Here is a 19164-nt window from a genome sequence, read left to right on the forward strand (position 1 = left end):
GGAGTCGAGTGTCGACAATGCTTGAATTCGAGGCCGATGCGACGATGGAGAACGAGACCACCGTGTCGGTGTGTGGCTAGTCTGCCTAATTCTCCATTCTGATCCTGGGAAGACTGTCGATTCCGCGTCCTCAAAGGCGGTAGCCGGCACCTTCGAGCGTCAACACGTCGGCGTGATGGACGATCCGGTCGATCATCGCGGCGGCGACGGCCTGATCACCGAAGACCCGACCTGACCTTCGTCGTCCGGCGGGACCGCTCCGCGGGGCATCGTGGCTTTCGACGCCGCGACCCGATCGGCGAATCGCGCCGAAATATAGCGACGCACAGTTGATTCCGATACCGGGACACCGTGGTCGTCGCGCAGTCGTTGGGCGATCGTTGCTACGAGTCACCGACTCGTCGAGCTGGCCTTCGATCCAGGTGTGGTGGGCGGCGATCGCCGGCCAGGTCACCGCCCGCGCCGCCGGGTCCACCACTTCGGGGAACCAGACCGCGATCAACTCGCGCCACAGGTATCTGTGCGCCTCGGGGGATCGAAGGTCGCGGTTGGTGGCTGTCGGTCGTGAACTCGTGCGCTCGAGGTCATTCATTCGTGCGCTTCAGGACATGTTCGTTCTCTGCTCGGCCACCTAGTGTTCCACCTCACAGCGATGCGACGGGGTTGCTCAACCGTCATCCAGATTGAACTTTGAAAGGTGGCTGTCGGCGTGGCTGGTCTGCAAACAGTGCAAAAGATTGGTCCGGTGCTCGATCTGTTCACAGTTCAGCGTCCGGAATGGGGTGTTTCCGAAGTTGCAGCGGCCATCGACGTGCCCCGGTCGAGTGCTCATGCATTGCTGGCCAGTCTCGTCGACACCGGGTTGTTGCAGTGCCGGAATCGCGGCCGATACCGGCTCGGCTGGCGCATCGTCGAATTGGGGGAAACACTCCGCAGCACTGTGGACGTACGGTCCTGTTCCGCTCCTGTGTTGGAAGAGCTGGTCGAAAACTATGGAGAAACGACACACCTGGCCATCATGGAACGCTGGAGTGTCCTCTACGTCGACAAGGTGATCGGTACGCACAACATCACCGTGCAGGGGGCTCGAGTGGGCACCCGGCTCGATGCCCACTCCACAGCTGTGGGCAAGGTCCTGCTCGCGCAACTCGACAAGACTGAATTACAGCGGTACTTGACAGCGCGTCCGTTACGTCGATTGACACCGTCGACGACTACGAGTCCGCATGCGCTCGCCGATGCTCTCGAAATGACTCGCACGGCTGGTGTCGCGGTGGACATGGGCGAGACGGTGTCGGAGGTGCACTGTGTCGCCGCACCGGTACGAGACGACATGGGTTCGGTGGTTGCTGCAGTGAGCATAAGTGTTCCGGCCACCCGATTCGCTTCGCGGCGAGCTCAACTCGAGCGTGCTGTGATCGCTGCCGCCAACAAGATCACTCGCTCTATTGCCGAGGCGGCGGACATCGTTCCACTCGAATCCCGGAACCACCCATCGCTGGAGCCGGTCGGTAGCTGTCCCCGAGCGTCCTGACATCTGTATCAACCGCACGACACAACCGAGGAACTATGGATATTGCTGTTCAGAAGGCAGCGGATCGTCTGCTCGACGCGTATCGCACCGCCGAGCCGATCGACCCGCTGACGCCCGAGTATCCCGACGCATCCCTAGAAGTGGCATACCGCATCCAGCAGGCGCAAGTAGAGCAGTGGACATCGGCCGGCGATGTCGTCAAGGGACACAAGGTAGGCCTCGCGTCGCGAGCAATTCAGCGACAGATGGGGGTCGACCAGCCCGACTTCGGGCATCTCACCCAGAGCATGTTTCATCTGGAGCACCATCCCATCGCCAGCGGCACGTTTCTGCAACCGCGTATCGAACCGGAGATTGCATTCGTCCTTGGTCGTCCACTGGCCGGCCCAGGCGTGACTGCCGCAGAGGCAGCGCGGGCAGTGGATTTCGTCCTGCCTGCGCTGGAGATTGTGGATTCGCGGATCAAGGATTGGAAGATCGGAATTTTCGACACCATCGCCGACAACGCTTCGTCCGGCGGGGTCATACTCGGCAGTTGCCCGGTCTCGTTGGACCAGCTGGATCTGCGTCTGGCTGGCTGTAACCTGCACATCAACGGCCAGCTCGTCGCAACCGGTGCCGGTGGCGCAGTTCTCGGGTCACCGCTCAATGCGCTGGTGTGGCTGGCCAACACGGTGGGTCCGCTCGGCGTGACTCTCGAGCCGGGGCACGTGGTGCTGCCCGGCTCGATGACCGGTGCGTATCCTGTCGCACCCGGCGATTCCATCGTCGCGACTATCAGTGGGCTCGGCACCGTCACCGCCGTGCTCGGCGGAAAGGACGAACAGTGACCGAGCAACTATGGAGCCCGGCCAAAGTGGCCGATGTTCTTATACGAGCGGAGGATAGCGGCGTCGCGCAGACGTCGATTCTCGCAGAATGGGACGGTCTCGATCTGGCCGCGGCATATGAGGCTCAAGATATTGCGCTGCAAATGCGGATCTCGCGGGGGGAGAGGGTCACCGGTGTCAAACTGGGTGTGACCTCCAAGGCGAAGCAGCGTCAGGTGGGAGTCGACTCGCCGTCGACGGCGTGGTTGACGGACGCGATGATCCTTCCGATCGGTGAGCCGGTGCCCCGGGAGAAGATGATCCACGCGCGTGCCGAACCGGAGATTGCGTTCGTCATGGGACGTCGACTCGAAGGGCCCGGGGTCTCGGCGGCGACTGCGCTCGCGGCGGTCGACCATGTGGTCGGTGCGATCGAAATCATCGACAGCCGGTTCTCGGGTTACAAGTTCTCCATGATGGATGCTGTCGCGGACAACAATTCGTCCGGCCGGTACGTCACCGGTCCCATCAGTGTGCGGCCGGACTCGCTGGACCTCGGTCTCGAAGCCTGCTTGCTCGAAGTGGACGGTGAGATCGTCGATTCGGCGACAGGAGCTGCTGTGCACGGCCATCCGGCGGAGGCGCTGGCTTTCGCGGCGAACACCCTCGCCGAGCGTGGCCTGGCAATCGAGCCGGGCTGGGTGATCCTCACCGGGGGGATGACGGATGCGGTTCCGGTCCGGCCGGGGGCGCGGATCGCTGCTCACTTCACTCATCTCGGTACCGTAAATGTGTCAGGAGGCTGATGATGCCGTTCATCGAGGTGACTATTTCCGCAGGGCGTTCGCCCGAACAGCTCCGCGCACTGATACATGAACTCACCTTTGCCACCCAGCGGGCCGTGGACGCGCCGTTGAGCAACATTCGGGTGGTGCTGCGTGAAGTTCCGGCTACTCACTTTGCCGCCGGTGATGTGACGATTGCAGAACGATCTCCTGCTCAATGACTTTCGTTTGATTCTCCCGAACGATCTTCGTGTCAATGCAAGCGAGTCGGGACAAGACGATGAGTGCAAGGGACACGTAGACCGGGCTTGGGACGGACTGCCCTGTTCCTTCTCTCGTTCGGGGAGTCGCTATGACGACGGCACGTCGTCGCCGGCAATGCCTTGACCGGGGACAGACGAGCAACGTCGCAGATGGCTGCGGTTGGACGTCGCAGGCGAGATCGTCGGAAATCTACGAGGGTGTCGGCGAGATTCAACGCTGGTGCTGGCGCGTTCGATTTGCGGACGCGCCAGCACGCCGGGTAGACGAGATTGCGCAACAGCTTGCCAGCGGTTGCTGAAAACCTTCGCGGGAGTTCGGAAACTGCTATTGGATACACGATGACGGCTACAGGTCAGAACGTGGCGGTCTGGATCACCCGTTGTCGCTGCTGGTGCTGGTGCCGAGTTGCTGCATGCGGAAATGCAGTGGGCTGGTCCCGAAGCGACGTCGGAACGCTCGACTGAAATGCGAGACATCGCGGAAACCTACGCGGACGCTGATGGTAGAGATCGTGGCGTCGGTGCTCAGCAAGAGTTTGCGAGCTCGCTCGAGCCGCTGTTGATTCAGCCATGTGCGTGGTGTCGTGCCTGCTGCGCTGAAAATTTTGTGGATGTACCGCACGGACATTCCCAGTTCGGCTGCAAGGTCGCTGATCGAGTATTCGGGGTCTGTCATGTGTCGTTGCATTGCCTGCTGTATGACTCGAAAGTCCTTGTTGTGAATTCGTTTAGTGGTGTTGAACGGAGTTGTGCGTTCACTGATGGCGGATACGAGTAGGTCCATCGCGCACGCGGCAACGGAGGCTGAGGAGTTGGGCGAAAGAAGGGAGTCGTCAGTTGCCATGTCGACGAATAGGCGAGAGACGTATCGGCTGATGCCGCTGCGGCCGGAAAAACCTTCACCGGTAATCTCCGCTACGGCTTCCAGGGGAAGATGTGGCGCAAACACCGCGCGCGGCGCGCGGACGACAATCTGCTCGAACTCGGTCTGGGCGTCGACGATGAACGGCGCCGATGAGTCGAGGATTCCGAACGCCCCGCTTTCGAGCTTTGCGGACCGAGAGTGTTGACCGATGACCGCTGTACCGCTCGTGATCAAGCACAGTAGGTAGTCGTCGTTGGGATCGGACGAGATCATGTTCGGGGTGCGGATTACTGTGTGTGGGTCTGCGCGTACGACACTGACTGTGACGTCGACGAACGGACGCACCGACAGTTCCGCCCCGAACGAGTTCGATGTGTCAGGCCAGTCGACGTCGAGTTCGCAGTATGTCGAGTCGAGTGTGTCTATCCACCGCGAACGTACCTCGCTCGATTCGAGCTCGCGTGTGCTGATTACGACCTTGGCGCTGGCCTTGTCGGTGCAATCGGAGTCATTGTTCTGTGCACTGTCGGTCATGTCGCTGCCCACCTCCATATTCTAGTGTTGCAGATCACACCGGATTCGGATGTAGGAGGTATTCGCTCCCCGGAGTCACGCCCACAGCTTCCACGTCCCGCACTCGTCCCGAACGGAGTAGATCGTGACCCGCGCTGCTCCGCTTGGGGCGATTGGATCACCTGAAGGAGTGACACCGACCGGAACCCCATGACGCTCGACTTCGCCGCGAAGCACCCGTGTCCTACGTCCGCGTAGTCGGCATGCATCTGGTGTCGATCTCGCGAACTGTCTCGACGGAAGAGTTCGCGGTAGTGGGCGCAGGACCGGCTCGACTGTCGGCATGAGCCGCGGAGGTGACGCGGAGCGAATCGGGCCACCTGTGTAGGTCAGCGGTGTTCGGTTCGATAACGGCCAGGGCTGGAACCGTATGCGGCGCGGAATGTGCGGCTGAAATGGGACACATCGCGAAAGCCTGATTGCTCACTCACTTCGGCGACTGTCAGATCGGTGCTCAGGAGGTACTTACGTGCTCGCTCCACCCGTGTGCGGTACAGCCAGGCGCGGGGGGTCGTGCCTTGCTCACGGAAGAGGTTCTGAATGTGTCGCACAGACATCCCCGCTTCTGCAGCGACCCTGGATAGTGATAAAGCGGGATCGTGTAGCTGTCGCTCGACGATCCGCTGCACTTCGGCCAGATCACGCGCGTGACTGATCTTCGTCGGGTCGGTCTCGGTGGCGCTGTCGGTGAGGGCGGTGACCAGCAGGTCGAGAGCGACGGATGATATCGAGACCGCTGACCTCGTCGGCAGTGTCCGGTCCTGTTCGGCGACGTCGAGGAGGAACCTGCTCACGAGTCGGCCCGTTCCCGAGATCCCACTGAGGGGCAGCCCGGTTCCCTGCTCGAGTACTCGCTGGGGTAACCGCGCTTCGAGCAGGGGTCTGGGAGTGTCGATGACGACCTGACGAAAATTCGACTCGGCTTCGAATTCGAACGGGGCGGCGCAGTCCAGTAACGCGAACGATCCCTGCTCGAGAACTCCGCTGCGTCCGTTTTGGGTGACGCGGACGTTACCGTCGGTCACCACCAACACGAGGAAGTCTCCCGCGTCGTCCGAACGCACCATCGCCGGCGAACGGATGACCGAGTGGACGTCCGCGCGCATCGTGCTGACATGCAGTTCTCCGATGGGATGACCGCCCCATTCTGCGATGAACGGTTGGCGTGGATTGGGCCATGCCACGTCCGACTCGCAATAGAGGGTGCCGACTGTGTTCGCCCACAGATTACGGCCTTCCGTGGAGTCGAGTCCTCGCGTATCGAGAGATACCACAGTGGGTTTGGTGGATTTACGCGTGGAGTCACTCCATCGTTCGCGCTCAGTCATGTTTATCGGTACCTCCGGAATCTAGTGTTCCGTGTCACAGGGAGCCGGCTCTGTACGGACCGTCGAGTGCGGAATTGCCTCGGAGCGGCGCCTGGATTCGCATCGGCCGAGAACACCGTCTCGGTCTGAGCTCGACAACAGGAGTGAGCACGTGACGACGCCAACTATTCTCGAGACCTCCACCGGAACCCCCAACGATGTCCGGCCGATGACCGGCGCGGAGTACATCGAGTCCTTGAAGGATGGACGCGAAGTGTATTTCCGCGGAGAACGTGTCCCGGATGTCACGACTCATCCGGCTTTCCGGAATTCGGTTCGCTCGATTGCTCGGATGTACGACGCGCTTCATACCCCCGAAGCCCAGGGGGTGCTGGCGGTGCCGACCGATACGGGTAACGGTGGATTCACGCACCCGTTCTTCAAGACCGCCCACAGTTCCGACGATCTTCTTCTGTCCCGCGACGCGATCGTCGCGTGGCAACGTGAGGTGTACGGGTGGATGGGCCGGTCGCCCGACTACAAGGCCTCTTTCCTCGGGACCCTCGGTGCCAACGCGGACTTCTACGGTGAGTACAGGCAGAACGCACTCGACTGGTACAAGAAGGCGCAGGAGCGGGTGCTCTATCTCAATCACGCGATCGTCAATCCGCCCATCGACCGTGATAAGCCTGCCGACGAGACCGCGGACATCTGCGTACATGTGGTGGAGGAAACCGACGCCGGCGTGATCGTTTCCGGCGCCAAAGTGGTGGCGACCGGGTCTGCGATCACCAATGCCAATTTCATCGCCCATTATGGACTTCCGCTGCGCAACAAGAAGTTCGGGTTGATCTTCACTGTTCCGATGGACTCGCCGGGCTTGAAGCTGTTCTGTCGGACGTCCTACGAGATGAACGCTGCAGTGATGGGCAGCCCGTTCGATAATCCCTTGTCGAGCCGCTTCGACGAGAACGACGCGATCATGGTGTTCGATCGTGTGCTGGTTCCGTGGGAGAACGTGTTTGCCTATGACGCGGACACCACGAACGGATTTGTGACGAAGTCCGGGTTCATGGCTCGGTTCATGTTCCATGGTTGTGCACGCTTGGCGGTCAAGCTCGACTTCATCGCCGGCTGTGTTCTGAAGGCGGTGGAGACGACAGGTACCAACAATTTTCGTGGTGTCCAGATGCAGATCGGCGAGATCCTCAACTGGCGCGATATGTTCTGGGGCTTGTCGGATGCGATGGCCAAGTCTCCCGATGAGTGGGTGAACGGGGCTGTGCAGCCGAACCTGAACTACGGTCTGGCCTATCGCACGTTCATGGGGGTGGGCTATCCGCGGATCAAGGAGATCATCCAGCAGACGCTGCGGTAGCAGCTTGATCTACCTGAATTCGCATTCGAGCGACTGGGGTAACCCCGACATCCGGCCCTACCTCGACCAGTACGTGCGCGGGTCCAACGGCATCACCGCGATCGATCGTGTGCAGCTGCTCAAGCTGCTGTGGGATGCCGTGGGCACCGAGTTCGGAGGTCGGCACGAGCTGTACGAGCGCAACTACGGTGGCGACCACGAGGCCGTCCGCTTCCAGACATTGTTCGCCTACCAGGCCCAGGGACTGGATACCGAGCTCAAGGGCTTCGCCGAGAAGTGCATGTCCGAGTACAACGTCGACGGGTGGACACGTCCGGACTTGATCAGCAATGATGATCTGAAGATCGTGCGTGGTTGAACGGGACGCGACGATGACGAGCACGACCATGACCGACAACACCCCGAACGGCGGGATCGAGGTCACCCCCCTACAGATGCGGAAGGCCCTCGGCCGGTTCGCCAGCGGCGTCACCATCGTCACGACCGCCGAAAGCGAGGACGACGCGTCGGTGCACGGTATGACGGCCAACGCATTCACCTCCGTTTCGCTCGACCCCCCCGCTTGTTCTGATATCCATCGCGAACCGAGCCAAGACGAACGAGCGGATCAACAAGACCGGCAAGTACGGTGTTTCGATCCTGGCGACAGATCAGGAGCCGTTGTCACTGCACTTCGCAGGAGCTGCCCATCAACCCGATCTGGTGCGATTCGTCTGGCGCCGGGAGGTTCCTCTCCTCGAAGGCGCGCTGGTGCACCTGGCCTGTTCGGTGGACGCCTCGTATCCCGCCGGTGACCACACGTTGCACGTGGGCCGAGTGGAGCAACTGTGGTATGACGACGGACATCCGCTCGTCTTCTACACCGGTAGCTTCCGGTCGCTCGAGTTGCTGCGCGACGACCCGTGGGGGTTCTGAGTAAACCCCTCGGACAGGGGGTGGGATTGCCGAAGGTCGATCCCACCCCCTTGCGGTGTCGGGTAGATCAGATGGACGATCCGCTGTCCGCGCGAGCGGCGATTTCGTCGGCGCGTACCCCCGCTGCTGAGTGGCCGCCGATGAACCAGTTCGCCGGGTCCACCTCGATGATCCGACCACGGACGGCCGAACGCGGCACCCCGAGTACATCGACGATCAGGTCGGTGAACCGGGCCGCGAGCTCCTCGCGCTGTGCGCGAGGACGACCCGCCAGCACGATGGCTGTAAAGTACGGTGCAGCCGTGCTGCTCTCGGAGGCAACCGCGCCGGCGACCGCGACATCATCGGTGGTGTAGCGGACGATGAAGGTCCGAACTCGCTCGAGCGGGGAGTCGAGAACCTCCGAATAGCAGTGGCTCGCCTCGACAAGCAGACGGTGCCGCTGCTCGGCGCTGAACCGTCCGTCGAGCAGATGGAAATGTGCGACAGGCATGAGAGGGCCTTTCTGGAGTGGTGCTCTACTGGACGCCGTGGCGTGTGCCGGCGTCGACGTTGAGGACGCTGCCGTGCAGCACGCTCGCCTCGGGGGCGAGCAGCATCTCGAGGATCCAGCCGAGCTCGTCCAGCGTCGGTAACCGGCCGAGCGTGGTCTTGGCGCGGTAGCGCTCCCAAATGGTGTCGAGATCGCGGCCGGTCTCGGCTGCTTCGGTTTCGACGAATTTGCGGAGCCGTGGCGTGTCGACCGGGCCGGGCGCGATGGTGTGTGTGGTGATGCCCTTCGGTCCGTACAGGGCGCTGAGCTGGCGCATCAGATTGAACACTGCGGCGTTGACGGTGCCCGGCGCGGCGTCGAGCGGGCCGGGTTCGAAACCGAGCGATCCGGCGACGGCGACGAATCGCGATCCGGGGACCAGCTGGCCGCGGACTGCGTGCAGCAGCCGTACCAGCCCGCCGACCTTGATGTTCGCCCCTACAGCAAGCTCGCCGGGGCTGATGGTGTCGGCGGAACCACGTACCGGCAGACCCGCGGCGAACACGGCCATCCGGATCGGCGCGTCGACATAGGCGGAGATCGCCTCGATCGCACTGTCGTCGCTGATGTCGGCGACACAGGGGATGATCAGGCTGTTTTCGGCTGCAAGGGTTTTGAGGTCTTCGGCGTTGCGCGCGACCGCGATCACGCGTAGTCCTCGACGGACCAGGCGTCGGGTGAACTCGGTGCCCATCGCACCGGTGGCGCCGACGACGACACACAACTTGGGGCAGGTCACGGGTGATTACTCCTCGGGGAGAAGCGGGGACGGCCGGTGCAGCACCTACTGCACCGGCCGCCCACGTGGATGAGTCGAAGGACCGGATCAGCCGCGCAGCCGAAGGGTCACGGCGCGCGGTTCGGTGAAGAAGTCGCGGGAGTACTGACCGCCTTCACGTCCCAGGCCGCTGGCACCTTCGCCTCCGAAGGGGAGACGCAGGTCGCGTTCGAAGAAGCAGTTGATCCATACGGTGCCGGCCTTCCAGCGCGCGGCCATCCGGTGGGCGCGGTCGAGGTTCTGGGTGAACAGCATCCCGGCCAGGCCATAGCGTGAGTCGTTGGCGATGCGCAGTGCCTCGTCTTCTGTGTCGAAACCCAGGACGGTTTCGACGGGCCCGAAGATCTCCTCTTGCGCGGTCCGGGAGTCATTGGTCAGCCCAGTGATGACGGTGGGGGGATAGTAGAAGCCCTTGGCGTGGGCGTCGCCGGTCAGACGGGCGCCGCCGGTGACGACTTTCCCGCCTTCCTGCTGCGCGAGTTCGACATAGCCGTGGACTTTGTCGAGATGGCGTTGTTCGATGAGCGGGCCGATGAAGTTCGACGGATCCTTCGGATCGCCGACGCTGAGCTTGTTCGCCTCGTCGACGAACCGCTCGAGGAACTCGTCCATGATGCTGTTCTGCATGAGCAGTCGGGATCCGGCCAGGCACACCTGTCCGTTGCCGCCGAAGATCGCACGGATCGACATCGGTACGGCCACGTCGAGGTCGGCGTCGGCGAAGATGATGTTTGCGGACTTTCCGCCCATCTCGGCCGAGACCGGCGTGTGGTTGGGTGCTGCTGCCTGAAGGATCTTGACTCCTGTGGCACTCGACCCGGTGAAGGTGATCCGGTCGACTCGCGGATCGGAGGTCAGCGGGCCGGCGACGGCTTCGCCACCGAAACCGTGTACTACGTTGAGTACTCCGTCAGGCAGTCCGGCTTCGAGTGCGAGTTCGGCGAAGCGGTGTGCAGTCAGTGGGGTTTGGGGTGCCGGTTTGAGGATTGCGGTGTTACCGAACGCCAGGGCGGGCGCGATCTTCCAGGTGGCCAGCATCAGGGGTGCGTTCCAGGGGCTGATCGCCGAGACCACGCCGGCAGGCGGGTAGAGCACGTAGGACAGCAGATCCCCGTCGGGGTAGGCCTCGTTGGCGGCCATCGACGCGTAGTCGGCGAAGAACCGCAGGTTGTGCGCCACGCGCGGGATTTCGGCGTGCAGGGACTGGTTGATGCCCTTACCGCCGTCGCGGGTTTCGAGCTGGGCGAGTTCTTCGCGGTGCTCGTCGACCTTGTCGGCGACCGCGTGCAGGATCTTTGCGCGTTCCTTCGGCGACATCTGTGGCCAGGGCCCGCTGTCGAAGGCGTGGCGGGCGGCGGTGATCGCAGCTTGTCCGTCTTCGGCGGTGCCCTTGGGTACGACACCGAGTAGCGACCCGTCGTGCGGATCGATCGATTCGAAAGTTGCTCCGTCCGATGCGTGCTTCCATTCGCCGCCGATGAGATGACGGACCTGTGTGATCGACGGTGCGTTGTGGGTGTGGGTCATGACAGTCTCCTGTGTCAGACTCCGGCGCGGGCCGGGAGTTCGTAGGTGCGGCCGGCGAGCTCGGAAGCGACGTCGATGATCATGTCCTCCTGGCCGCCGATGACACCGCGTCGGCCGAGTTCGATCAGGATGTCGCGGGTGGAGACACCGAATTTCTTCGCGGCGCGTTTGGTGGGGTGGAAGAACGTCGAGTAGACACCGGCGTAGCCGAGGATCAGTGCGGTCTCGTCGACGATCTGGGGTTCTTTCATCAGCGGCGCGACGACGTGCTCGGCGGTGTCGATGAGTGTGAACAGGTCGACGCCGGTGTCCCAGCCGGCTCGTTCGAACGCGGCGGCCAATACCTCGGTCTGGGCGTTGCCGGCGCTGGCGCCGAGCCCGCGCAGAGATCCGTCGATGAATGTCGCCCCGTTCTCCGCGGCGGCCAAAGCGTTGGCGATACCGACCCCGAGGTTGTTGTGGGCGTGGAAGCCGATGTCGGCGGAGATCGCCTGCCGCAGCGCGGCGACGCGCTCGCCGGCGTGCTGCGGCACCATGGCGCCGGCAGAGTCGACGACGTAGACGACGTCGGCGCCGTAGGAATCGAGCTTGGCGGCTTGCTCGGCGAGCGGCTCGGGGTCGAGTTTGTGGCTCATCATCAGGAACGTCATGACGTTGAGGCCTTGTTCTTTCGCCCATTCGATGGGTTGCTGGCCGCAGTCGGCTTCGGTGCAGTGCACCGCTACCCGGACGGTTTTGATGCCCGCGTCGATCGCTCTTTGCAGTTCGGCGAGGGTAGCGATGCCCGGCACGTAGAGCGCGGCGATGTCGGCGTTGTCGACGGCGTCGACCGCGGCGCGCACGTACTCGGGGTCGGTGGCGGCGGCGAAGCCGTACTGGATGGACGAGGCGCCGAGGCCGATGCCGTGGGCGACCTCGATGGTCGGGATGCCGGCCTGATCGAGTCCGCGGGCGATATCGGCGACGTTCTGCGTGGTGAACTGATGCGAGACCGACGACATGCCGTCGCGCAGTGTGGTGTCGACGAGGGTGACCTTGCGGGGTGTATCGGTGGTGGCGGTGGTGGTCACTGGATTGCTTCCTTGACGAGGGTGCGCTGGGCCATGACGTCGGCGACCTGCACGGCGGCGGCGGTGATGATGTCGAGATTTCCGGCGTAGGTGGGCAAGAAGTCGCCGGCGCCGACGACCTCGAGCATGACGGTGACCTGGTCGCCGTCGACGTCGACCAGGCGCAGGGTGTAGCCGGGGACGTACTGCTGGACCTTGGCGACCATGTCGATCACTGCGCGCTCGATCGCGGCCGGGTCGGGGTTGCGGACTTTGGCGTAGACCGTGTCGCGCATGTTCATCGGTGGTTCGGCTGGGTTGATCACCGAGATGGCCTTGGCGTGATCGGCTCCGGCGACCTGGGCAAGTGCCTTGCCGGTTTTCTCGCTGAATTCGCTGAGGTTCTGCCGGGTGCCGGGTCCGGCGCTGTGCGAGGCGATGGCAGCGACGATCTCGCCGTAGGACGCGTCGGCGACCTCGTTGATGGCATACAGGATCGGGATGGTGGCCTGGCCGGCGCAACTGACCATGTTCACGTTCGGCGCGTCCAGGTGCGTGCTGAGGTTCACGGCCGGCACCACGTACGGGCCCACTGAGGCAGGTGTCAGATCGATCGCGCGGATGCCGGCTTCGGCGTAGCGCGGGGCAGCGGCGGCGTGGACTTTCGCTGATGTCGCTTCGAAGACCACGTCGGGAAGGTCGGGCCGGTTGAGTAGCCAGTCGATTCCCTTTGCGGAGGCCTCGAGGCCTTCCTGTCGGGCTCGTTCGAGCCCCTCGCTGGTCGGATCGATACCGATCATGTACATGGGATCGACGTGCTCGGATCGCAGCAACTTGTACATCAGGTCTGTTCCGATGTTGCCGGATCCGACGATCGCAGCTTTCAATCGACTCATCTGTGCGGCCTTCCCTGAACTCTCGGGTGATGGGCTCGACGCTAGGAAGGGGTTGCTGGTCGGAAGGCGGAAATCCTGTGGTCCTGAACATGTGCGCGGTCGGGAACGTCCCTGTTCGGTTATCCCGGATGTCGGCGACTGCCTGGTTTACATCGCCGCAAGCTCGTGGTCACCACCACAGCCCGGTGCAGCTCGCCCGGACAGCTCAGATCAGGAGTAGCCATGACCGAACTCACTGCTCGATTCGATATCGCGCATCTCGCCCGCGCCGAACTGTTCACTCCCAAGCCGCAGGAGACGCTCGACTTCTTCACCAAGTTCCTCGGCATGTATGTCACTCATCGGGAGGGTCAGTCCGTATACCTTCGAGGCTACGAGGATCCGTACCAGTGGAGCTTGAAGATCACCGAGGCACCCGAGGCAGGAATGGGTCACGCCGCGCTGCGCGCGAGCTCTCCGGAAGCACTCGAACGTCGGGTGGCATCGCTCGAGCAGGGCAACGTCGACGGTAAGTGGAGCGAGGACCAGTTCGGTTACGGCAAGACCTTCGAGTTCCAGTCCCCGGATGGACACAACCTGCAGTTGTTGTGGGAGGTCGAGAAGTACGTCGCCCCGACGGCACTGCAGAGCAAGATCCTTTCGCGTCCTTCCAAGAAGCCGCTGTCGGGTATTCCGGTCAAGCGCATCGATCACCTCAACCTGATGGCGTCGAATGTCACCGCGCTCAAGGAATCGTTCGAGCAGCACCTCGGGTTCCGGACCACTGAACGTGTCGTCGACGGCAACGTCGAAATCGGGGCGTGGATGAGCTCGAACCTGCTCGGTCACGAAGTTGCCTGTATGCGCGACATGACCGGTGGGAACGGCAAGCTTCATCACGTGGCGTTCTACTACGGCACCGGACAGCACCTGGCCGACGCGGTCGAGATGTTCCGTGACTATGACATCCGGATCGAGGCTGGTCCGGATAAGCACGGCATCACCCAGGGGCAGTTCCTGTACGTGTTCGAGCCCGGTGGAAACCGTATCGAGCTGTTCGGTGAAGCCGGCTATCTGCATCTCGATCCTGACGCTGAGACCAAGACCTGGCAGATGTCCGACATCGATACCGGTCTCGCTGTTGGCGGTGCGCAACTGCCGTGGGAAACATACTTTACGTACGGCACTCCCAATCCGCTCGCGCTGGATCAGCACATCGAGAAGTTCGCCCACTTCGGTCCCGGCGCGCCGATCGAGGATCCGGATGTGGCTGCTGCCGAGCAGGCCATCCCGGACGACATCGAGCACTCGCGGGCGGTTTCCGGTTCGCCCGCCTGATCGGGATCGTGCACCCGCTCAACCGCAATCGTGTGATTGTTGTTGAGAGCCAGAGGTCTCCGATGTGGACAGCGAGTTGAACAACTCTCCACATCGGAGACCTTTGTGTGTACAGGAGCGCTTCCCATACAGAATTGCCGTTGGTGTAGTCGAATCGACGGACTGAGGGGCGATGTCCATCGGCGGGTGGTCTCGAATGAGGTCCGTGGCGGTCGAGTTCTTCCTCTGCTGTGAAGGAAATCGGTGTCGGTTCGGGATGACGGCATTGAGCGTCAACTCCACCCTGGGAAGGGCTGCTGGCGCTGATGGCGAAGTTCGCAGGGATACCGTCGCAGCCCAGCTGGGTCCGTTGAGCAGTGCTACCAGATGTCTTGTCTCCCTATCCTGTCAGGAGATGTCATGGAGTATCCCATTCGTTATCGAGTATCAGATTCGACGACCGAATCGGTGACCGCACGCGATCTCGAGGTAGTGCTGCAAGCGCTGACCGGTCGCCCTATGGAGGCCGTTGATATCGAGGCTGTCGAGTCTGCTCTCGACCTCGAGAGGATGTCTCGTGTGGATATCCCGCATCAGTTGTGAAGACATACTGTCGAATTCGATGGTGCATTGCTCTGGTGCACAGTAGAACTGGCCTGTACGAGATGCTTGTGCTCGCCTAGAGCTGTGGCGGGCAGGGGTAGGAATGCGAAAAGGCCGGCAGTCGCGATACCAAGGATTGTGACGAAGGCCGAGGTGATGGCCGCCCCTGGTTCGGAGGGGCGATTGCCTGTGAACACGGTGGTCAAGACTGATCGACCGATGCCGTTGGTGAACTGCAGCAGAGCGCAGAGCGAGCTGCCGGGCGAGCCAGCCTCCTCGGATTACTCGGGCTGAAGGCAACATTTCCCGCCACTTGCCATGCTCGATAAATCGGGACTCGGAACATCCGAGGACGCGAGCTGGATACGGTGACGCCTAACCGCGCAGGACCGTGCATCCGCCGACGTCACTGAAGTCGCGTAATTGGGGTTCTTGTATGCTCGGCGGTTCACGGGGCGGGGCTACAGAACGGCCTTCGGGTCCAGCTTTGCGGAAGATCTGCGGGTTACGTCCCCGGGCGAATGAACTGGCAACGAACAAAGTCTGGGGCAGCGAGTACATACGCGCTGCCCCAGACTCTTGTCGTGGTGGATCCTGAAGGTCAGAGCACTGCCGGCGCTGTGCTGGTTGCGGGCGTGATGGCGAACTCCTCGCGGAAGATCAATCGAGGAGCCATACGCCTGCGCTTGAGTGCCTTGACCGCCGCATCGACCATCGCGGGTGGGCCGCACAGGAATGCGCTCATCCCCTTGCACGAGGGAAAGTCGCTGACCACGACATCGGTGACCAGCCCGGTTGCCCCTTCCCACTGCTCCTCGCTGAGAACGGGTCGGTAGTGGAAATGCGGGTGCCGGTGTTCGAGATCGCGGAAGAATTCGACATCGTAGAGGTCTTCCCGCCGGCGGCCGCCGTGGTAGAGGAACAGTTCTGGGACGAGGTCCTCGACGAGGGCGTGTTGGACGATCGATTTCAGTGGAGCCAACCCCGTCCCACCGCCGATCAAGATCGCCGGTTCATCCTGTTTCGCGACGAGATTGAACTGCCCGAGGGGGCCGCGCAGCGAGACTCGTTCCCCGAGCGTCATCGAGCGGAAGATCCACCCATCGGTCGACAACCCGCCCGCGGTGAGCTTGATGTGAAACTCCAGCCGCCGAGTCTCGGTCGGAGGATTAGCCATCGAGTACTGCCGCGCCCCTGCGTGCTCAGGAACGATGAGTTCGGCGTACTGACCGGCATTGAACTGCATCGGAGTGTCCAACTCGATCACCAGTCTGCGCGTGTTGGCAGCGATGTCGTCCAACACGACGACGGTGCCTTCATAGTCGCGTAGAGGGTGACGAGGCACGCCGTCATCGCTGACGTTGCCGAGCGGCTCGACGGTCAAGTCCGAGCGGGGAGTGGCCATACACCCCAGAGCCAGTCCGTCGGCCCTTTCCTCGACGGTCAGGGTGTACTCCGGAGTCTGACGGTGGTCGACCTCACCGCGCAGCACCTTGAGTTTGCATGTCCCGCAGGTTCCCTGAGTGCACGAGTGGGGCAGCCACTCGTTGGCCCGCAGGGCAGCATCGAGAACGGATTGGGTTTCTTCAACGGCAATGTCCGTGTTCTTTCCCTCTATACGGACCAAATATTGATCAGACATTTCCGGTAGCGCTCCAATTCAATATCGATAACCTCGGGTGTTCCCGATGCTCGCCGTATCTGTGCAGATGATTCAGGAGGGGTGAGGTCGAGGTCGCCTACACTTCCCATTCGACAAACAGCTGCTTGGGGCCGCGGAAACCCCATCCCCAAAAGTCCACCTCGTGGGTTTCGTCTCGTTCGATGTTCGGAATTGCCTCGAGCAATTCTTCGAGTCCGATTCGGACGACTGCATTGGCGAAATAGGTTCCGGCGCATGCGTGTTTTCCGCCGCCGAAGGTCATGTTCGGCACCAGGGCACGATCGAGGTCGTATTCGGTGGGGGCGTTGTACGCGTTTTCGTCCTGATTGGCCGAACCGTACGACAGCATCACGATCGAACCCTCAGGAAGCGTGACCCCGCCCACGGTAACTTCTCTCGCGGCGCGCTTGACCGCGGCGGACCAGATCGGGGCAACCCAGCGCATGCCCTCGGATGCGGCGCGGGGGATCAGAGTCGGATCGTCGATGACACGTTCGAGCTGGTCCGGTCGGCTGAACAGTCCGGCCAAGGTCGTGGCCATGGCATGACCGGGCTCCTGCATTGCTCCGAGCAGGAAGACATACAGGTTGGGGTAGATGACGTCGCGACTGCGGGTCTGGCCCTCCGGCATCCCGTCGTGCAGCCAGTGCGAGATGGCTGAATGGTCCGGTTCGACGATCCATTTGTCGATCTTCGGGTCGACATGCGCGATGATTTCCGCTTTGGCGCGGTCGCCGGGGGCGAACCCTTCGGGGTTGGCGAACTCACCGTTTTCGTCGACTGCCGCATTGGTGAACGACACGCTCAGATTGTGGAACCACTCGCGCAGTTTTTCGGTGCTGACATCCCCGAGACCGAGCAGGTCGCCCAGTGCGCGGACACTCACCGGCTCGCAGTAGGCGGCGACGATATCCGCGTGCCCGTCGTTCTCGAACTCGGCAATGCGCTGTCGCGCAAACGGTCGGACGAGATCGTCGATGTACTTGTCGACGGCTGAGGGCTGCAGGTGTGGTTCGACCATGTCCCTCAGGTCGCGGTGCTCGTCTCCGTTGGTATTCAGCAATGCCTGAGGGCCGAAGGTGCGGCCGCCGGCAGCGGAGATCACCGCAGGCCAGGTTGTGTCGTCTTTGGAGATCTCAGCACACAGTTCTTTCGTCGAGACGATGTGCATGCCGAGGGCGGGAACGTAGGCAATGGGTGCCTCTTTGCGGAGGCGCTCGTAGAACGGGTATGGATCGGCCTCGAGCTCCTCGATGGTGATTTCGTCGATGAAGCTGTGGGTGGAAGTCATCATGCTCCTTCTGATTTCGGGTGCTTTGAGCCGGGAGGCGGGCTGAGGCGGCTGTGAGCTGCTTCGGTTGACCAGGCGGAGGTGATCGTCGGGTCAGCGAAGCGCTGGTAAATGTCTGTGTGAGCTGGCCGCGACAAACGTCAGTTGGGTGTGCCGATTATCGGGATGTCTGATGGGACCTGATCGCTAGCGTGTGCTGCGCTCGAGAGCGTCGAGAGAGCTGGTACGAAGTGCTGCACGGTCGAGTCGTGTGTCAGGGGCCTCGTTCATCCTCGGACGCCACTGGCGCGGATCTTCGTAGCAGCGCAGACAAGCTGCTCGAACCTCACCATGGGTCCCCGTCCACGCCTAGAAGCCGCGTAAAGACGATCTCAGTTCCCCGGGGTTGGAGGCTCAGTGGTTTCGCGTGCGCCAGAGATTGGATATCGAACCGGTCGCGGCGGTCACTCATGCGTCGTTCTCCTTCGTCACCTGCGGCGGAGTGAGAGGTGGTGTGGCGGCCGGCGGGTGGCGGCGCGCACACGAATAGCGTCGGGCATGAGCCCGCAGGATCCGGCTTCCCAACTTCACCGAACCGCGTCGGTTTGTGTCTGATGTCACGAGGATGGTCGGAATCGTCGGCTGTGCGTCGCACTGTTCGGGATAGCCGAACGGAAAGGGTGAATCGTCGGGACATTTTCGGCTGCACCGGAAATGAGACGTGTCAGGGATGATTCGGGGAGCATCCCTGAGCTTCGTTGTTGGGTCCGGTCGAAAAGTGAGCAGCTGGCCCCGAGGTGGTCGCACTCCATCGTGTGCGACACGCACCTGCACATCTGGAGGCTGTGCCGTCGACTCGATATGTCAATAGGGCGCGGGGCGGCGCCCACTGTCTGCCAAACCCCGACGATTCCTCGAGCTGTGTGCCCGCCGATAGGGCGTACGCACCGTCGCTCGACAGGTTGGAGCCCGACCTGCCGCCGGGGAGTTGGGCCGACGGCTATATTCTCGAGCGGGACGGCAGATCGATCACGACCGTCGCCCCACTCGACCGCCTCGTCGTCCGCGAGATCAGTTCCCTCTGTCTGCCCGAAGACTAGCGGATCCAGATCGCGGACCTC

15 protein-coding genes and 4 pseudogenes are annotated in these 19164 nt (G+C 62.4%); 8 read left to right on the forward strand and 11 right to left on the reverse strand.

The features are described from left to right. Positions 1-130: 130 nt before the first annotated feature. A pseudogene (locus BO226_RS27305) lies at positions 131-238 on the reverse strand (ATP-binding protein); the annotation flags it as partial. Further along, positions 229-511 (reverse strand): annotated as a pseudogene (locus BO226_RS28220) (IS21 family transposase); the annotation flags it as partial. The pseudogenes BO226_RS28220 and BO226_RS27305, both read right to left, overlap by 10 nt. Positions 512-709: 198 nt before the next feature. Between BO226_RS28220 and BO226_RS22145 the strand changes: the two are divergent. From BO226_RS22145 to BO226_RS22160, 4 genes are read left to right on the forward strand one after another with little or no spacing between them, the layout of a single operon-like run. Beyond that, positions 710-1534, forward strand: coding sequence for an IclR family transcriptional regulator (locus BO226_RS22145; RefSeq protein WP_060650768.1), 825 nt, complete (start codon positions 710-712; stop codon positions 1532-1534). A gap of 35 nt (positions 1535-1569) precedes the next feature. Further along, positions 1570-2364: a 2-keto-4-pentenoate hydratase gene (locus tag BO226_RS22150; protein WP_064257366.1), complete on the forward strand. Its 795-nt coding sequence runs from the start codon at positions 1570-1572 to the stop codon at positions 2362-2364. Continuing rightward, positions 2361-3149: a 2-keto-4-pentenoate hydratase gene (locus tag BO226_RS22155; RefSeq protein WP_037216937.1), complete on the forward strand. Its 789-nt coding sequence runs from the start codon at positions 2361-2363 to the stop codon at positions 3147-3149. The genes BO226_RS22150 and BO226_RS22155 overlap by 4 nt, the downstream gene beginning before the upstream one ends. Before the next feature lie 2 nt (positions 3150-3151). Beyond that, positions 3152-3349 (forward strand): tautomerase family protein, encoded by a 198-nt coding sequence (locus BO226_RS22160; protein WP_071936529.1) that lies wholly within the window; start codon positions 3152-3154, stop codon positions 3347-3349. 415 nt (positions 3350-3764) lie between these two features. Here BO226_RS22160 and BO226_RS22165 read toward each other — a convergent pair whose 3' ends face one another. Both BO226_RS22165 and BO226_RS22170 read right to left on the reverse strand, forming a co-directional pair. After that, positions 3765-4790, reverse strand: coding sequence for an AraC family transcriptional regulator (locus tag BO226_RS22165; protein ID WP_071936530.1), 1026 nt, complete (start codon positions 4788-4790; stop codon positions 3765-3767). Positions 4791-5158: 368 nt separating this feature from the next. Beyond that, positions 5159-6157: a helix-turn-helix domain-containing protein gene (locus BO226_RS22170; protein ID WP_071936086.1), complete on the reverse strand. Its 999-nt coding sequence runs from the start codon at positions 6155-6157 to the stop codon at positions 5159-5161. 208 nt (positions 6158-6365) lie between these two features. On the opposite strand from BO226_RS22170, the pseudogene BO226_RS22175 reads away from it, so the two are divergent. Beyond that, positions 6366-7872: pseudogene (locus BO226_RS22175) on the forward strand (4-hydroxyphenylacetate 3-hydroxylase family protein). Between the two features lie 28 nt (positions 7873-7900). After that, positions 7901-8429: pseudogene (nphA, locus tag BO226_RS22180) on the forward strand (NADH-dependent flavin reductase). Between the two features lie 67 nt (positions 8430-8496). Here nphA and BO226_RS22185 read toward each other — a convergent pair. The 5 genes from BO226_RS22185 to BO226_RS22205 form a co-directional block, all read right to left on the reverse strand. Continuing rightward, on the reverse strand, positions 8497-8922 hold the full coding sequence (locus BO226_RS22185) for a tautomerase family protein (RefSeq protein ID WP_064257723.1): 426 nt from the start codon (positions 8920-8922) through the stop codon (positions 8497-8499). Positions 8923-8947: 25 nt separating this feature from the next. Continuing rightward, positions 8948-9700, reverse strand: coding sequence for an SDR family NAD(P)-dependent oxidoreductase (locus BO226_RS22190; RefSeq protein WP_024102192.1), 753 nt, complete (start codon positions 9698-9700; stop codon positions 8948-8950). Between the two features lie 87 nt (positions 9701-9787). After that, positions 9788-11266 carry an aldehyde dehydrogenase gene (locus BO226_RS22195; protein ID WP_071936087.1) on the reverse strand — a complete coding sequence of 493 codons (1479 nt, stop codon included), beginning with the start codon at positions 11264-11266 and terminating at the stop codon, positions 9788-9790. 14 nt (positions 11267-11280) lie between these two features. Then, positions 11281-12267, reverse strand: a complete 987-nt coding sequence (dmpG, locus tag BO226_RS22200) for a 4-hydroxy-2-oxovalerate aldolase (RefSeq protein ID WP_229568472.1) — start codon at positions 12265-12267, stop codon at positions 11281-11283. 65 nt (positions 12268-12332) lie between these two features. After that, positions 12333-13211 (reverse strand): acetaldehyde dehydrogenase (acetylating), encoded by an 879-nt coding sequence (locus tag BO226_RS22205; RefSeq protein WP_071936089.1) that lies wholly within the window; start codon positions 13209-13211, stop codon positions 12333-12335. Between the two features lie 222 nt (positions 13212-13433). Between BO226_RS22205 and BO226_RS22210 the strand changes: the two genes are divergently transcribed. Then, a complete protein-coding gene (locus BO226_RS22210; protein WP_071936090.1) occupies positions 13434-14528 on the forward strand; it encodes a VOC family protein in 1095 nt (364 codons plus the stop codon). Between the two features lie 399 nt (positions 14529-14927). Next, positions 14928-15110, forward strand: a complete 183-nt coding sequence (locus BO226_RS27315) for a hypothetical protein (RefSeq protein ID WP_138844707.1) — start codon at positions 14928-14930, stop codon at positions 15108-15110. 601 nt (positions 15111-15711) lie between these two features. Here the strand turns inward: BO226_RS27315 and BO226_RS22215 are convergent. Next, positions 15712-16752, reverse strand: a complete 1041-nt coding sequence (locus BO226_RS22215) for an NADH:ubiquinone reductase (Na(+)-transporting) subunit F (RefSeq protein ID WP_071936091.1) — start codon at positions 16750-16752, stop codon at positions 15712-15714. Positions 16753-16849: 97 nt separating this feature from the next. Further along, complete coding sequence (locus BO226_RS22220; RefSeq protein WP_071936531.1) at positions 16850-18064, reverse strand: cytochrome P450; 1215 nt, start codon at positions 18062-18064, stop codon at positions 16850-16852. Positions 18065-19164 lie beyond the last annotated feature (1100 nt).

The sequence above is a fragment of the Rhodococcus sp. 2G genome, from assembly GCF_001886355.1.
In the GTDB taxonomy this organism is placed as follows: Bacteria; Actinomycetota; Actinomycetes; order Mycobacteriales; family Mycobacteriaceae; genus Rhodococcus; species Rhodococcus pyridinivorans.